The sequence below is a fragment of the Arthrobacter sp. MMS24-S77 genome, assembly GCF_054888235.1.
In genome coordinates this window covers 1,114,057-1,129,615 of sequence record NZ_JBTZRN010000001.1, presented here as the reverse complement: position 1 = coordinate 1,129,615, position 15,559 = coordinate 1,114,057, and the positions used below count along the sequence as shown (strand labels likewise).

12 protein-coding genes are annotated in these 15,559 nt (G+C 63.6%); 4 read left to right on the top strand and 8 right to left on the bottom strand.

Translation table 11 applies throughout. From position 1 onward, the window contains the following. The first annotated feature begins 32 nt into the window (after nt 1-32). The 3 genes from ACX5I4_RS05190 to ACX5I4_RS05180 are packed head-to-tail and all read left to right on the top strand — an operon-like array spanning nt 33 to nt 7,572. Entirely contained in the window at nt 33-2,672 is a 2,640-nt protein-coding gene (locus tag ACX5I4_RS05190) for a PD-(D/E)XK nuclease family protein (RefSeq protein ID WP_461835723.1), read from the top strand. Continuing rightward, complete coding sequence (locus ACX5I4_RS05185; protein WP_461835722.1) at nt 2,669-5,890, top strand: UvrD-helicase domain-containing protein; 3,222 nt, start codon at nt 2,669-2,671, stop codon at nt 5,888-5,890. Before ACX5I4_RS05190 ends, ACX5I4_RS05185 begins: the two co-directional genes overlap by 4 nt. Beyond that, nucleotides 5,887-7,572, top strand: a complete 1,686-nt coding sequence (locus tag ACX5I4_RS05180) for an NERD domain-containing protein (RefSeq protein WP_461835721.1) — start codon at nt 5,887-5,889, stop codon at nt 7,570-7,572. Before ACX5I4_RS05185 ends, ACX5I4_RS05180 begins: the two co-directional genes overlap by 4 nt. A gap of 29 nt (nt 7,573-7,601) precedes the next feature. On the opposite strand, the gene ACX5I4_RS05175 is transcribed toward ACX5I4_RS05180, so the two are convergent. The 6 genes from ACX5I4_RS05175 to ACX5I4_RS05150 form a co-directional block, all read right to left on the bottom strand. After that, nucleotides 7,602-7,850, bottom strand: a complete 249-nt coding sequence (locus ACX5I4_RS05175) for a hypothetical protein (protein WP_461835720.1) — start codon at nt 7,848-7,850, stop codon at nt 7,602-7,604. A gap of 186 nt (nt 7,851-8,036) precedes the next feature. After that, nucleotides 8,037-8,972, bottom strand: coding sequence for a 2-hydroxyacid dehydrogenase (locus ACX5I4_RS05170; RefSeq protein WP_461838654.1), 936 nt, complete (start codon nt 8,970-8,972; stop codon nt 8,037-8,039). 231 nt (nt 8,973-9,203) lie between these two features. Next, complete coding sequence (locus ACX5I4_RS05165) at nt 9,204-9,797, bottom strand: DUF7255 family protein (protein ID WP_461835719.1); 594 nt, start codon at nt 9,795-9,797, stop codon at nt 9,204-9,206. 2 nt (nt 9,798-9,799) lie between these two features. Beyond that, nucleotides 9,800-10,501: a DUF6308 family protein gene (locus tag ACX5I4_RS05160; protein ID WP_461835718.1), complete on the bottom strand. Its 702-nt coding sequence runs from the start codon at nt 10,499-10,501 to the stop codon at nt 9,800-9,802. A gap of 191 nt (nt 10,502-10,692) precedes the next feature. Then, nucleotides 10,693-11,292, bottom strand: a complete 600-nt coding sequence (locus ACX5I4_RS05155; protein ID WP_461835717.1) for a hypothetical protein — start codon at nt 11,290-11,292, stop codon at nt 10,693-10,695. Nucleotides 11,293-11,582: 290 nt separating this feature from the next. After that, the gene (locus ACX5I4_RS05150; protein WP_461835716.1) at nt 11,583-12,140 is read right to left on the bottom strand and encodes a YceI family protein; all 558 of its coding nucleotides are present in this window, start codon (nt 12,138-12,140) and stop codon (nt 11,583-11,585) included. 130 nt (nt 12,141-12,270) lie between these two features. Here ACX5I4_RS05150 and ACX5I4_RS05145 point away from each other — a divergent pair, with 130 nt between their 5' ends. Further along, the gene (locus ACX5I4_RS05145) at nt 12,271-13,602 is read left to right on the top strand and encodes a DUF2254 domain-containing protein (RefSeq protein WP_461835715.1); all 1,332 of its coding nucleotides are present in this window, start codon (nt 12,271-12,273) and stop codon (nt 13,600-13,602) included. A gap of 17 nt (nt 13,603-13,619) precedes the next feature. Here the strand turns inward: ACX5I4_RS05145 and ACX5I4_RS05140 are convergent, their stop codons facing one another. Further along, nucleotides 13,620-15,020, bottom strand: coding sequence for an APC family permease (locus tag ACX5I4_RS05140; RefSeq protein ID WP_461835714.1), 1,401 nt, complete (start codon nt 15,018-15,020; stop codon nt 13,620-13,622). A gap of 98 nt (nt 15,021-15,118) precedes the next feature. Beyond that, entirely contained in the window at nt 15,119-15,532 is a 414-nt protein-coding gene (locus ACX5I4_RS05135; RefSeq protein ID WP_461835713.1) for an ester cyclase, read from the bottom strand. Nucleotides 15,533-15,559: the final 27 nt, after the last annotated feature.

The window sequence follows — 15,559 nt, the reverse complement described above, 5'->3', positions numbered from 1 at the left end:
ACAAAAGCCGGCAGACAAGCACGGGGGCAACAATGATCGTTGAGTTCGGGTGGTTTCTGGACCGAGCGCCGTGGGCCTACACCCAACCAGGCCTCAATCACGTGCGGGTGGGCCGGAAGGGTTTCACAAGCCTTCTCCAGACCCGGCTCGGAATCACACGTCCCGACACACCGCACGCCGAGCGCATCAGCCAATATCTGCAGCGACTGCAGGCCGTCGACACGCCAAGCGCATGGTTCCACGCCTCGCTCACGGTTGACCCTTGGTCCACCGCACGCGAGCTCCTCGACGCGCGGGACGATGCCGTGAGCAATGGTTGGGACGGCACGTTGCCCGGCGACGATCCGGACGCAGCTCCTTCACTTCTTCTCCGGACGCTCTCTGCAGCCGAACGGGTCGGGGGCGCGCTCGAACCTTCACTGGCAGACGATGTCCCGGAACTGCTCGACGCCCTGGGGACCCCGCTCCCCCTCGGCATCGGACAACTCATCCTCCAGCACCCCGAGGCCACCTTCCCACGCATTTGGCAGCAAATCATCGGCAAGCTCCGCGAGCGCGGCATCAACGTCAGCGAATCGCCACGAATAGCAACACCACCCCGGATGACTGTCCTCACTGCCGAAACCGAATGGGAAGCTGCCGAGCATGCTGCGCGTTGGCTGGCCAACGGTGACAACAGCAGCACGGCGGTTGTGTGCTCCGACAGCACTTCAGTGCTTGACCAGTACCTGGCCGGGCACGGGCTTCCCCGTCTTGGCGTGGGGACCCGCTCACCGTGGCGGGCACAGGACCAGTTTATTCCCCTGTTTTTCGAACTCATCTGGGCACCAGTGGACGTTCGGCTTCTCGGTGAATTCCTGTCACTACCGACCACCCCCGTCAAACGGGCGGCAGCTCGTCATCTCCTGAGGGCACTCCAACAAGCGCCAGGAACCGGGGGCGAAGCCTGGCAGGAAGCCGTTCAGATGATCGCCGAGGACGAGCATTTGGGTTCCGAACTTGCCCGGACCCTAGACCGTCTTTTCCGCACCGAGTTGCTCAACGGCGACACCGCCAGTGGTGCAGAGCTCGAGTTGAAATCAGTTTGGCTCGCAGACCGGCTAAGGGCCTTGGCCGCTGTCGACGCATCCTTCCTGACGGCTTTTGGCCAACTTCAGCGACTCGTTGAGCTCGTTGCGCCGCTGCCGGACATCTCCCGCAGGGAGCTGCGGCGCATCATTGCCTCTGTTGTAACCCCGACGTCCAACCCCCTGGTCGCCACAGAAGCCAGCCCCTGGCTACGGCTGAACCACCTGAATGAGCTCAAGGACGACGTCGAAACCGTGCTGTGGTGGGGATTCCGCAATGGCGGTACAGCGTCAGGGCGCAGCTGGGAGGCGCACGACGTCGAGACCCTCGCCAGAGTGGGCGTGCACCTGCTGTCGCCGGAAGATCTCGCGGCTCTATCGATCGCACAGACACTCGCTGCGGCCAGCCGTTGCAGGAATCTTGTCATCGTTCAAGTGGAGCAACTCAACGGTGAACGCACAGAAGGCAATCCACTCCTTGAGGCGCTTGCCGCCGCCCAGCCGTCCGTGCAGGCGGCAGATTCCGGGGAGTCCCTCTCTGAGCGGCTCGCACGCCTTAGCACCACGTCCGCCGATCTGACCCGTCCCGATGGTGACTGGCAGTTCGCCGGACGGAGAGCGCAGCTGGTTCCCGTGGATCCGTGCCGTCCGGTTCCGCCCGCACCCGTTCAAGAAGTTGGCGCCAACTCCTCGCTTCGGCCGGATCGCCTATCCTTTAGCCAGCTCTCCACTCTGCTCGGTTGCTCCCTCGCCTGGGTGCTTGGAAAGAAGTCGCACCTGCGGGTAGCCGACGCCGCCAACATCCCCACAGACAACCAGATGCTCGGGAGCTTCGCGCACAAGGTAGTTGAGGTCCTTCACTATCGCCTACGCGCGGAGAACCGCGCAGTTCCGGACGAAACGGAAATCCGGCTTACCGTCGACGAACTGATGCCCCATTACGCCTCGGAGTTGCTATTGCCGGGCCAACTCCGCCGCCGCGCCGCTATCGTCGCCACCCTCGTAACCTCGATCAGGACTTTCTTCACCCAGCTTTCACGCGGCGGCATCACCCTCCAAAATGTCGAGGAGGAGTTCGAGAAGGAAATCCGGCTCGCTGCCGGCGGCGAGGAATTCAACGTCCCGGTGAAAGGCAGTGCAGACGCAGTGGGCATCGACACCGAAGGCCGCACCGTCGTCGTCGATCTCAAGTGGACCAACAACGCCAAGTACCGGCGTGAGGAAATCCAGCAGGGCACCGCCCTCCAGCTCGCGCTCTACCAATGGGCTCTCCACCCCGGCGACATACCACCCGATGATCCGACGGCGTTCTACCTACTCAAGCAGGGCGCTTTCGCGTCCGCCCACACCCAGTTCGGCACCGGCCTGCCCAGGGCGATCGAGCCCGCTCAACTTTGGACTCAGGCTGTACGGGCCGCCGAATTCACCGTAGAGGAAGTGCTCGCCGGACGGATCACGGCGGCGCAGCCCGCTGACGATGCCCGTGCGGAAGATGCGCCTGACCGCGCCCAAATAGACGCCGACGCCGGCCGACACCACATCAAACCACCCTGCCGTTTCTGCGAGTTCGGTGTGCTCTGCGGATTGAAGGGGGACTTTTCATGAACCTGCTGGACAACGTCACCATGGTCTCGGCGAGCGCCGGGACCGGGAAGACTTTCCATCTCACTCAGGTGATCGCCGAGAAGATCGAGGACGGGCTGCCCGCAAATGCCGTCATGGCAACCACCTTCACCAAAAAGGCAGCTGGCGAACTGAAGGAGCGCATCGGGGCCCGGCTGCTGGAACAGGCAAGTACGGCCTCCTCAGCGGGACAGGCCAATGTCGCCGAAGCCCTACAGCTTGCATCACAGCAACTGCCGGCAAGCCTTATCGGAACCGTGAACGGCGTCTGCGGAAAATTGCTCCAGGAACACGCGATCGATGCCGGACTCTCTCCCGCGCTCGAAGTAATCGGTGAAGAGCAACTCCAAGGGATCTTCCATCTGGCCACCGATGCCGTCCTCGCCGAACATGGGACCGAGATCCTACCCATCGCCCGCCCGATGGGAACTGATGGAACCGGAGCACGCGACGCCCAACCGTGGGAGGAGACAGTTCGCGGGATCGTCGACGCCGCTCGAACCAACCTCCTTGATGCCGACGATCTGGTTGCCTGTGCCGAGCGTTCATGGCTTAGCATGCGGGAATTGCTCGACGACCCTGGCCAGGACGATCGGGAACACTGGCGTCGGCAGTTTCTCGAGCGGCGTGCACAACTCGACGTCCTTGCGAAGACTGGGGTGGGCCCGGACGGCAAGGCCGCGAACATCAATACGAAGGGCTTCATCGAGCAGTACCCCAAATTAATCCAAAAGCTCGATCAGGCGGTCTCCGTCGACGACACGCCTTGGGAGACTTGGCGGGGCTTCATGGCCTCCAATCCGATAGGCCCCATCAAATCCATCTTCTGGGACCTGCGTGAACGTATTCATGAGGGACTCCTCGCCAATCCGGCGTTCCACTCGGACTTGGAAGAATACATCCGGCGCATCTTTGCCTGTGCCGCCGAATGCCTCACGACTTACGCCGAGTTCAAACGACTTCATGGACTCATGGACTTCGTGGACCAGGAGTCGCTGGTCCTCCGGCTGGTCCGGGACAGCGAAAGCTTCCGCGCGTCGTTCGCGACGCGCATCAGCTTCTTAGTTGTCGACGAGTTCCAGGACACGAGCCCGCTCCAGCTTGAACTCTTCCTCCAGCTCAGCCGTCTGGTAAAGGATGCCGTGTGGGTCGGCGATCCGAAGCAATCGATTTACGAATTCCGCGGAACAGACCCGGACCTCATGCAGGCCGTGGTGGACCGTGTGCCAACAAAGCGCCAGCTCTCCAATTCATGGCGGTCGCACCAAGCCGTTGTCGATCTCTCGAATGCCGTTTTCGAGCCGGTCTTTGCCCAACACGGCATGGCGCACGAAACCGTCCACCTCGAGTTGCCTGAGGCTCACAAAAGCTGGTCCACCGGAAGCCTTGAGGCTTGGACGCGTCCGCAAAGCAATGACGCCGAGCGCCTGCGCGCGACGGCGGCTGGCGTCGCTGATTTCCTGGCTCGCCGCTCCGAGATCCGGCCGGGAGACATCGCGGTACTGACTCGGTCCAACGCCGACGTCGATGCGCTCTCAGCTGCCCTTGATGCCTTGGGAATCAGGGCAAGCCGCAATCCGCGCAAGCTCGCAGAAGCCCGCGAGATCCAGCTGGCCCGCGCGGGAATGGCCTACCTCGCGGACGGCTACGACACGGTCGCGCTCACTGAGATTGTTGCCCTCCATCCCGACCATCCTTCGAACCGGACCTGGCAGCAAGAGCTGTTGTCCGCCGTCGACTCCGCCCCGGTCCTTGAACGCTGGAATGGGGAACCGCCGCTGACGGCTTTGGACGCCCTGCGCACGCAGGCCAAGTCGGCCACACCGACAGAAATCTTCGAAGGCGTGGTGGGTGTGCTCGGGCTTCCAGAGCTCATCAAATCCTGGTCTGCACCTGCCACACGGTTCCGCAACCTCGATGCATTCCGCGGCACCCTTGAGGACTACTACGAACGCTGCCTGGCGCTCCGCTCCCCCGCCACCTTGCGCGGGTTCCTGACCTTCTTCGGCTCAGAAGAGCAGCAATCGGCCGAGAACGCCGGGCCGGACGTCGTCAACGTCCTGACGTACCACAAGGCCAAGGGGCTGGAGTGGCCCGTGGTGGTCATGGAGGCGCTCGACAAAGACTTGCGCTTCGCTGCGTTCGGGGCCGCCGTTGAGCAGGATGGTGCGCTGGACCTCGAACGACCGCTTGCGGGGCGCTGGATCCGCTTCTGGCCAAGCCCTTTCCCGTATGCCGGTTCGCCGCTGGACACCCGTGGCAAGCAGAGTCAAGTGGCCTTGAACGCTGAGGAGCGCGAGCGCCAGAACATGTCACGGCTGATGTACGTCGGAATGACCCGGGCCGTGCAGACGACTGTGCTAACAGCCAAGGGCAATTCTCCTGAGCTGCTAAACAACCTCGGAGTCAGTTCGCTGCTTTCCTGGGCCGCGGTGGACGGCTCGGACGATCCCGGTGAGCTAAGGATCGCCGGCGGTACAGTCCTCCGGGGCCGAGTGGCGCGATGTGAACCTGATGAAGGGGCCGCCTTCGCAGTCCTTGAGGAAGCCCGGTTTAGTGACGCTCCATGTTCCCTGCCTACCGCGAAACACCTGCCGTCCCGCATCACTGCCAGCTCCCAAGATTCTTCGGGGCACGAGGCAAAGGTGCTGCTGGCTGCACAACTCGGGCCGCACCTGGCTGCCCATGGTACGAACGAGTGGGGCGCAGTCGGTAGCGCTGTCCACGCGTACCTCGGGACGGGGCACGGAACCCTCGACACCGACCAGCGGCTATCTCTTGCCGAGCGCATCATCTCTCGCTGGAACGTGGGGCACCTTATCGAGCCCGAGCTGCTCCTCTCTTCGGGAACAAGATTCGAGGCATACCTCGAAACTGAATTCCCCGGCTGGATCCGACACCGAGAGGCAGCTATTAGCTGGCGGCCGGAGAACCGAGTGATGGAAGGATGGATAGACCTCCTTCTTGAGAGCCCAGAAGGATTCGTCCTCGTTGACCACAAGACGTATCCGGGCAACGATCCCGAGGGACACATTCTGGAGAAGTACTTGGGGCAGATGGCGGCCTACCGCGAGGCGCTTGTGGCAGCCGCGGGCAAACCCGTTCTTCGCACGCTCATGCATCTTCCCGCATTGGGTCAGGTGTACGAAGTGATACCAGTTGGGGTGGAAACACTGTCGAGCGGTGAGGGTGAACGTTGAGGTGCCTACCGGAGGAACCGGAATTCGGCGACGGTCAGCTGGCGGAAAAGGCTGTCTGGGACGCGCTGAGGAAGAGCCTCCCTGACGACGTTGTCCTGGCCCACTCCGTCCAAGTTCGTGACGGCCGGGCCGAGCACGAGATCGACCTGCTTGTCCTCTGGCCAGGCGTCGGGATAGCGGCCATCGAGGTCAAGGGCGGGCAGGTCAGCATTGCCGACGGGCAGTGGTACCAGTCCGACCGGCACGGAAAGCACAAGATTCAGAGCCCCATTGCGCAGTCACAGAGCTCCCTGCACGCTTTCAAGAACTGGCTCGAGAAACAGCTTGGTTCACGCCTGAGCAGCCGCTGCGCATACATGGTGAGCCTGCCCTACACGGCGGTACCCAACGACTGGGCGATGGCAGGCTGCCCACGCTCGCTCATCCTTGACCAGACCGACAGCAAGTCCCCCGCCGAGCTCGTGCGCCGGGCAATAGAGAACGAAGGTGGCGGGGCCTCCCCCTTGGCCCCGGCTTTCCTGGAACGCATCGTCCGTCAGCTGAGCGGAGACTTGGACACCGCCGTCGGGACCTCCCGAAATCCCAAGGAGGATGAAGACGCGCAAGACCACCTCACCGAGCGTCAGGCAGTGTTGCTCCAAGCAACACGGTCACTCCCCCGGATCCGGTTTACCGGTGGTGCGGGCAGCGGGAAGACCTGGCTGGCAGTGGAGAAGGCCCGCCTACTCAGCAAACAGGGCAAACGCGTCGGCCTCTTCTGCTACAACAAGGGCCTCGGACAATACCTGCAGGACCGGGTTGCCACTTGGCGTCAAGCCGAGCCCGTCTTCACCGGCGAATTCCACGAATACGTGCGCGGGCTGGGCGTTCCCGACGGCGCCGGGCAGGCCTACTTCGACGAGGAGATGCCGCGGCTCCTCAAGGAACTCGCGGCTGGACTGGAGACCCACGAGCGGCTGGACGCCGTCGTGGTCGATGAAGCGCAGGACTTTGCCCCGCTGTGGTGGGAAGCGCTGCTGGCCTGCACCAAAGACCCCGACGGCGGCGAGGTCTTCGCGTTCATGGATGACCGTCAGGACGTCTACCGCAGGTGGGGCGGCGCGACGGCGGACCTGGCCTACGGGCCCACCGCAAGCTTTGTGCCGATCCACATTGATGAGAATCTCCGTAACACCCGCAAGATCGCCGAGACATTCAAGCCCTTCGCCGGAGAGCACTTCACGCCTCGCGGCAGCACGGGCTTACCTGTCCGGTTGGTGGATTGCCCTACCGACGAGGCGCTCGACGTCGCCGGGGACTGCGTAGATGCGCTCATCGCCGAAGGTTGGGCCAACAACCAAGTCGCACTCCTCACCACCAAGGAGCGCCACCCCGTGCATCTGGACTTCTACGAACGAGGAGCCACCGAAGAGTACTGGCGAGAATTCCACGCCGGAGAAGCCGAATTCTACGGGCACGTCCTGGGCTTCAAAGGGCTGGAACGATCCGTTGTGGTCTTATGCGTCAACGGTTTCAAGGACATGGACCGGGCGGGGGAGCAGCTCTACGTGGGGTTGTCCCGGGCGCGGAGCCTGCTGGTGGTGGTGGGTGATTCCGGGTTGCTAGAGGAGGCGGGCGGCCGGGAGCTGAAGCTGGTCCTGGCGCGTGCGGAGGCGTGGCGGCCGACGCTGGAAGACGGCTAAGGGAGGGGCCCTCCGAACAAGGAGCGCCGTCACCACCACCGATGCCGGCAGTCGTCGTTCTGGCAGGCCCACTTGGGGGTACCTATCTCGACCTTGCCAGTGGCGGGGTAAATCCTGCGCTCGGAGTCGATGCAGCAGCCCGCAAACTCGGTTTTCGGGAGCTCATCCCGGGCGTCCGGCATCACCTGGCCGTACATGATCGGCCAGGCCTCGTGACCGCAAACCGGGCATCTCCGGGTGGTTGACCGCCCCTTTGCGGACTTCGTTGCGTTAGTCATGCGTGAAATGTACGCCTGCATACGGACATCCGGCGCAAATGAAGAAGGCCCGGCACGGCTTTTAATTTTTGTAAGTGCGCTCCTGGTCCACCCGTATCCACCCGTTGCACCCCCTCCACCAACGTGCCCATAGTGGCCTTCAACGCACCCTTCACGCCGCCACAAACGCCCCTACCAGCTCAGTCCCTACCCCGCCACTGATTCCTTACCCAGCACCACGTTCACCGGCGCCTCGCCGGCCAGCAGCAAGGAAATCTGCCTTTCAATCAGCCGGACCATCCGGGGGAACATCGCCGAGCTAGCCCCGCCCACATGGGGCGTGATCAGCACGCCAGGCACCGTCCACAAAGGATGGTCGGCGGGCAACGGCTCCGGGTCGGTCACATCCAAAGCAGCCCGCAGCCGTCCCGAAGAAGTCTCCCGCAGCAAGGCTTCCGTGTCCGCCACCGGGCCCCGCGCCACGTTCACCAACAACGCGCCGTCCGGCATGGCCGCGAGGAACCGGCCATCCACCAAACCGCGGGTGTGCTCGGACAGCGGCACGCTCACCACCACGATCTCGTTCAGCGGCAGCATTTCGTACAGTGCATCGATGCCGAAGATCCGGCCGCGCTCATCGTCCCGCTCCCGGCTGGCCATCCGCGTCACGTGCGTTTCGAACGGCAACAGCCTGGCTTCAATGGCCTTCCCCACTCCCCCATAGCCCACCAGGAGAACGCGGCGGTCCGCCAAACTGGGCCGCTGCCCGGCAGCCCACGTACCGGTCGCTTGGTTCCGCACAAAGTCCGGAATCCCGCGCTGGCTGGCGATCATCATTCCCAAGGCGAGTTCCGCCGTCGACGTCTCATGGACGCCCGTCGCGTTGGCGAAAACGCAACCCGGGGGCAAGACGTCAGCGACGCCGTCGTACCCGATCGACTGGCTCTGCACCAACCGGACCGGCACGCCATCCAGCGCCGCGAGGGCATCCGGCTGCCCCATGTAGGGCGGCACCAGCAGGTCGAAGCGGTCCGCAGGCGCGGGACCAGCCAAGTCCCACACCACGAACTCGACGTCGGCGGAAGGCTCCATGGCGTCCAGGAGCTTCTGATCGGGCAGGCACACCCGCAGCGGGGCAGTCATCATGCCATCACTCTGATGTTCGCGGCGCGCAGCGCGGTATCGCTCATGTCCCTTTTCCTGCTTCCCTTGGCCGGGCCAATTAGTCAGACGGCATGTTGTAGTTCCAGCACAAATCTACTGAGTGCCTTTACCCAAACGGTTCGTGATCGGGGCGGCGCGGCCGACGTAGATGACATCCAGCTGCCGCTTACCACCACGAATAATTCTCAAGCACCCCGAGCGGTTGCAACATCAAGCTTCGTCCGACGCCCGGAGTCTCCCACTTAGCCAATCACGGTTCGCGGCATAGCCAGCGGCGCCATCCCCGTTGAGAATCGGAATCCGGATGAGGGGTGGATATCCCATAGACGGAACGGCAAGATCGCGAAGGGCGTCGTAATACGCGCGCTGGCGTTGCCGCCCTAGCGGGCCGAAGCCAACGGCTTCCTTGGTGGCCCTGTACCTGTCCGCCCGAGGAGCGTGCTGTCTGCACAACTCTAAATACTCCTCAAGGTGAAATCCGAGCGGGATGGTCCCCGGATATCGTTCGAGTGTCCGAAGGCGAAAGGACGTGAAATGCTGGATTTCGTCGATTTCGATAAAGGTCCTTGAGCGCCCATGATAAAAGTCGCCTCGCAGAGCAGTATTCTTTTTGGACTTGTGGACACCGGCTTGGCCACCCAGATCCTCAAAAATGTCATTCAAAGTTGCTGTGGCAATGACCGCCCGCTCCGGGAGCCCGAAATGTCCACGTTGGTTGATCCAGGGCACCTTCGCCGGTTCAAGTTGGATGCCGTCCAAGGCCGCGGCGGCCATAAACGCCGCCTGCGCGTCGCCGACCGGCATGGTTAGCTGACCTCCTGTGCGGCGTTCCCAAGGACTTCGACTCCTTGGCTACCGTGCATCCAAAGCACAATGTCGAGGATCCGAAGGAGGGCGATGTCATCCCGCCCAATGGTCGAGCGCAAAGCCTCCAAACGCCTAACCAATTCAAAATCAGTGGCGAATGCTTCGTGCCAAGCTTTCCACGTTCCAGTCGAATCCTTGAAGCCCGTTACACGGGCAACCACGGAATCATAGATCGGGATAAGAGCAGGACGCTTCCGGGCCATAAGCTTGCTTGCGGTTGTGGCACCCACGCCCCAACGCTCTGCCTCCTGCGACCGCAAAAGTCGCCAAAGAAGCAAACAGGGGCTACCTTCTCCGAAGTACTTATCGTGATCCTCGAGCGGGATATCTTGAAGCGCCAGGTCGTTTGGAATCTTTCCCAGAAGGGCTGAGATTTCTGCTGAGCGATCGCCAAGGATCCCGAGTGCGGCAGGTGCCGGAACGTGCACCGAAAGGCAAGAGACGGAGATCAGGTCATCTGAGGCGAAGACGACATCGCCATTCACACCGAAGGAATCGAAATGCGATCCGGTGTACCCAATGCCTGCCCACTCGCCGAGTCCAAAATAGCGCTCCAAACCTGAGCGCGCCTGGTCGTCCGAGATTGTGTTAAACGCTCCAGCGACAGTCATCTGTACCCCTTTGTCCCGCGTCACTGCCATATGGCCAGTAATGAACCTGAAAGCAATCTACCGCGCGCGTCCCGGGTTCTCAGTTGGGACATCATGTAACGATCGGTTCAAGCTAGAGCACTCCGTCCCGATCCCCGGCACCAAGAACCGCGAACGACTGGCTGAGAACCTGGCCACCGCCGTCGAACTCTCCGAACAGGGCTCGCAGCGCGAGTGGTTACTCAGGGGCAGGAATAGTCGTAGTCGAGCCCGGCGGACACGTACTGGGTCACAGACACCCTGCTTCCAGGCGTCAGGCCAGGCGAAGAACAATTGGACTTCGCTGCGCGCAAGGTGTTGGCACCGGGAAGCCAACTTGGCAGCCCAGCGAGCGGACTGCTGGCGGGCACGGCTCCGGCGATGGTTCCCCACTGACTTGCCGTCGAATAGATCCCGACACCCGCACCGGCATTGTCGGAGGTGATGCCCTTGAAGTAGGTGACCATTCCTTCAAGGTCGGCCCTGTTCAGTGCTGTGGTGGTCTGCCAACTGTTGCCGGTTTCCACATCGAGCCACCAGAAATAGCTCCCAGGGTTGTTCACGCCGCGGATAGTGGCATCGTCATAAGCCTTCGCGTAGCCGTACATGTAGGAGCAGGCGAGATCGACCGCACCGCCGCACGTCCCGTAAGGATTGGCGACCTGTGTGCCGGCGTAGGTGTTCGACGAGGGCCACCACGAGCCCGCGAGCCCAGGGTTGGCGGTGTTCACGTACAGGGCGACCTTGGGCTGCGCTGTTCCCCCTTTGAGCCAGCCGCCCAAGCCAGTTGCTGCGCCAAGCAAGGGTTGGTGTTGTTGGCGAGACCGCCGGTCACTCCCACGATCGCGAACGCTTGTCCCCGGGCAGGGTTTTGCCGCACTGTGGCCAGGAAACATCGTTGCCGATCAAACCCTGAGTCCGGGGAGGTGGGGCCGCTGCTGCCGGGGCCATCCCCGCCAGCGACAGCCCAAGAAGAGCGAGGAACGTACATGCCATCTTCATTCCAAAACGAGCCATGGCCCATGGTACGCCCGCCCACCCAGGCCCCAAGAAGTACGCCACCCCGGCACCAAGAGTCCCGTCCCCGCGCCTACTACGCCCCAGCCTCCCCCTGCTTCACCAACGCGGCCTCAAGGTTGATCTTCACCTTGTCGCTCACCAGGAAACCGCCGGTCTCCAGGGCCGCGTTCCACGTCAGTCCGAAGTCTTTCCGGCTGATCTCAGTTTCGGCGGAGAACCCGGCGCGGGTCGCGCCGAATGGATCGACGGCGACGCCGGTGAACTCCACTTCCAGCTCCACCGGCTTGGTGATCCCTCGGATGGTGAGATCGCCCGTGAGAGTGTAGTCATCGCCGTCGCCCTCTACGCTGGTGGCCCGGAAGGTCATCTCCGGAAACTCTTCGACGTCAAAAAAGTCGGCGCCGCGGACGTGGGCGTCCCGGTTGGCATCGCCGGAGTCGAAGCTCGCGGTCTTGACGGTCGCGTGGAGGGACGCGTCGGCCAGGGACTCGCGCACGCGGGCCTCGGCACTCGCTTCCGTGAAACGGCCGCGGACCTTGCTGATGCCAGCGTGCCGCACGCTGAAACCAATCTCACTGTGGGACATGTCCAGCAACCAGACGCCGGAAGTCAGGCCTGTGGGAAGAGTCATGGTGGATCTCCTGGTTCGAAAGAATTTCGCGTGGATCGATCCCCTCCACCCTTGTTGAGCCTCACCGTGAAGTCAAGGATTCCAGCACGGCCCCTTGACTCGCGAAGACCGCCGGTCGAGAGTGTCACATGTGAGGCGTGAGGCCGTTCGGGAGTATCTTGCGAGTGCCCTGTGGGCGATGCCGACGTGTGCCGTCGTCCTCGCGATCATCGCGGGGGCGAGCCTCTCCGCAGTGCAGCTCGACCCCGAGTCTCCCTTCGCCGTCCTCCTCTTCCAAGGGACGTCCGACGACGCGCGGAACCTGCTCATCGGGATCGCGAGCACCATGGTGACGGTCATCGCCGTCGTGCTCGGCCTCACTGTGGTGGCCCTGCAGCTCGCCTCGACGCAGTTCAGCCCGCGGCTGCTGCGGAACTTCCTGCGCGACATCCCCAACCAGGTGACGCTCAGCGCGTTCGTGGCCACGTTCGCGTACAGCACGGCGGGCCTCTACACGGTGGGCATCGCCGCCGGACAGCGCACCCAGGACTACCCGCGCCTCGCGGTGAGCGGCGCACTGCTGCTGTTGTTCGTGAGCATGGTCATGCTCGTCTTCTTCGCCCACCATCTATCGCATTCCATCCAGGTGGACCAAGTCATGAAGGGCGTCGAGAAGGCCACGCTCAAGGTGATCGAGCGGTCGTTCGTACCAGGCGATCCCGGTATTCGCATGCCCAACCCGCCGCCCGGCGCCACGGCCTTGCTGGTACCGCAGTCGGGATACGTCCAGGCCTTCCATGTCGAGGCCTTCGTCGGGGTGCTCGCGAGCCGGGGCCTCACGGCCCGAATGGTGCCCATGGTGGGCCGGCACGTCATCGCCGGGTCCCCGCTCGCTTGGGTGTGGGAGAGCACCGGCGACGGCGAACGTCCCCTTGCGCCCGACGCCGGCACTGAACTTCGCCGGGCGCTCGCACAGAGCGTGCGGATCGGTTACGAACGGACCCTTGAGCAGGACGTCGCCTTCGGGATCCGGCAACTCGCCGACGTCGCATCCAAGGCGCTTTCGCCCGCCATCAACGACCCCTACACCGCGAACCAAGCGGTGGACCATCTCGGCTCGATCCTCGCGGCCCTCACCCTCCGGCAGCACGGCCCACAGGCCGTGGCGGACGCGCAAGGCACCGTCAGGCTGCACGTACCGGCTCGCGATTTCGCCTATCTCGTGGATCTGGCCCTCGGCCAGGTGCGGCGGTACGGCGCGAACGAGCCTCGCGTGGTCCGGGCCCTGCTGCGCGTGTGCCGCGATCTTGTGTGGTTCGGCGACGAGGCCCACCGCGCCGTCGTGCGGCAATACGTCGAGACCCTCCTCAGCGATGTGACCCGCCTCGTGGCCCAGCCAGCCGATCGCGAACCCCTTCTCGCGGAAGGGGCCACGGTACTCGAGGCGTTCGACGTCGCGGACCGCCGGAGTGACGCCGGCTAGCGAGGGCGGTGGGTGCGTCATTCGGTTTCTGCTTCCGCTGCTGCGTTGCGGATGCCGCGCGGGCGTCCTGCTTTGGTCCAGGCCCGGTAAAGGAGCCCGGCGATGGCGAGGGCGGCGGCGAGGCTGGCGATGGGGAAACCGCGGGAGAGGTTGGCAAGGAGAGTGAACGCCACGACGATGGCTCCGACGGTGTTCAGGATGAGGAATCCCGGTTGGCGGTCCTTGCGCGCAAAGAGTGCCATGGAGACCAGGCCAGCCAGGAAGCTCAGGAATACCGCGACGGCGTAGAACAGGACAAGCTCCTGGTCCTTGCTGCCGGCGATGGCGGTGACGGCTCCGGCCAGGACGATGAACAGTGCGACGCCCCAATAGGGCGTGTGGTGGATGTTGGTGCGGCCCAGGGAGGAAGGGAGGATACCGACTGTCTCACCATCGCGGTTGACGTGGCGTGCCAGAGCCTTCAGCAAGCCCGGTCCGGCCTGGAAGCCCGAGGAAGCCGCCGAGAGCAGCAGCAGGGCAGTGACGAGCTGGAAAGCAGCGAACACGGGTGCCGGGGCCGTGAGGCGGGCGAGTTCGGCGATCTGCGTGCTGTTTTCCGGAGGTATGCCGACGTGTAGCTGCGCGGCCTCCAGGGCGAGGCCCAGGGTGATGATCCCGACGACGGCGAGAGTCAGCCAGAGGGTGAGCTGCCCAAAGCGGCGCTTCCCGTCGTTGCCGAGTTGCCCGAGCTGGGCAACCGCCGAGGTCGCCGCTTCCACACCGGTGGCCATGGCCATGGCGACCGGGAAGGCGAGCACCACCGCAAGGACCGGCTGATGCCCGGGGGCATCCGTGATCGTGCCAACCGGTCGAGGCGCTGCGCCCAAACCGTAGAGAAGGACCACAACGGAAAGGACGATGAAGGCCACGGTCATCGCCGCGAAGACCAGCCGGCCCAGGTGTCCGAACCAGCTCGCAGCACCGACAAGGACCACCAAGCCCAGCCCGAGCAGCAACCGCCACGCGGCAAGGGCGGGGAAATAGGCGATCACCGCCGAGGACCCGGCCGAGACGCTGATCGCGATGGTGAGCACGAAATCCACTACCAGGGCACCGATCGGGATGAAGGACCAACCATCTCCGAAGGCCTCACCCACAGCGGCGGACGCCCCGCCCCCTTGCGGGTAGCGGGAGATCAGTCGCCGGTAGTTGACGATGACCAAGCCGACGATCGCCACCACCAGGACCATCGTCGGGACCAGCAACGCCAAATCACCGTTCAAGGCGCGCAGGGCCGCTTCGATGGCGTACGCGACGGAGGAGACCGGATCGGCCATGACCGCGAAAGCAAACGCCAACAGCAGCGCGGTGCGGGCGCGCAAGGCCCTGCCCAGACCACCTCTGGTGAACGTTCCTTTCACGGGGATCTCCGGTTCCATGGCAGAGCTATCGGCCTGCCGACCAGACTTCCCGGCTCACCTTGAGTTGCCTCCCGCCCGCAGCTAGGAGCGCGGGCGGGAGACGCTATGGGGAATCGCTACTGGGGTACGACGCCGATCTGCTGCATGAGGCTTAGGTTGTTCGTGGTTCCCCAATGCTCAGCCACTTTGCCGTCCTCGACGCGAATAATGTCGGTGCTGTCGAATTCGACGCTTTTGCCCGTTGCTGCCATGCCGGCCATTTCCCCAGTATGAGTGCCGGTGAGAACCACGTAGCACGCCTCCAGGTTTCCATCAGCCAGCGCCGGCTCGATCGTCTTGACCTTGATATCCGGGAACGCCGCTCGGATGGCGTTGACGAAGAACCGGGCGCCCTCCTTGCCGGGCGGTTGCCCAGGAAGAGCCTGTTCGTGATCGACGAGGTCGTCCGCTGCCAACTCATCAATGAGATCGAGATTCCCACCCTCGAGGATTTCTTTGTAAAAGCGCTCGATCAGTTTACTGCCAGCCATCTCCGACTCCTTAGTGATTGAGACCGT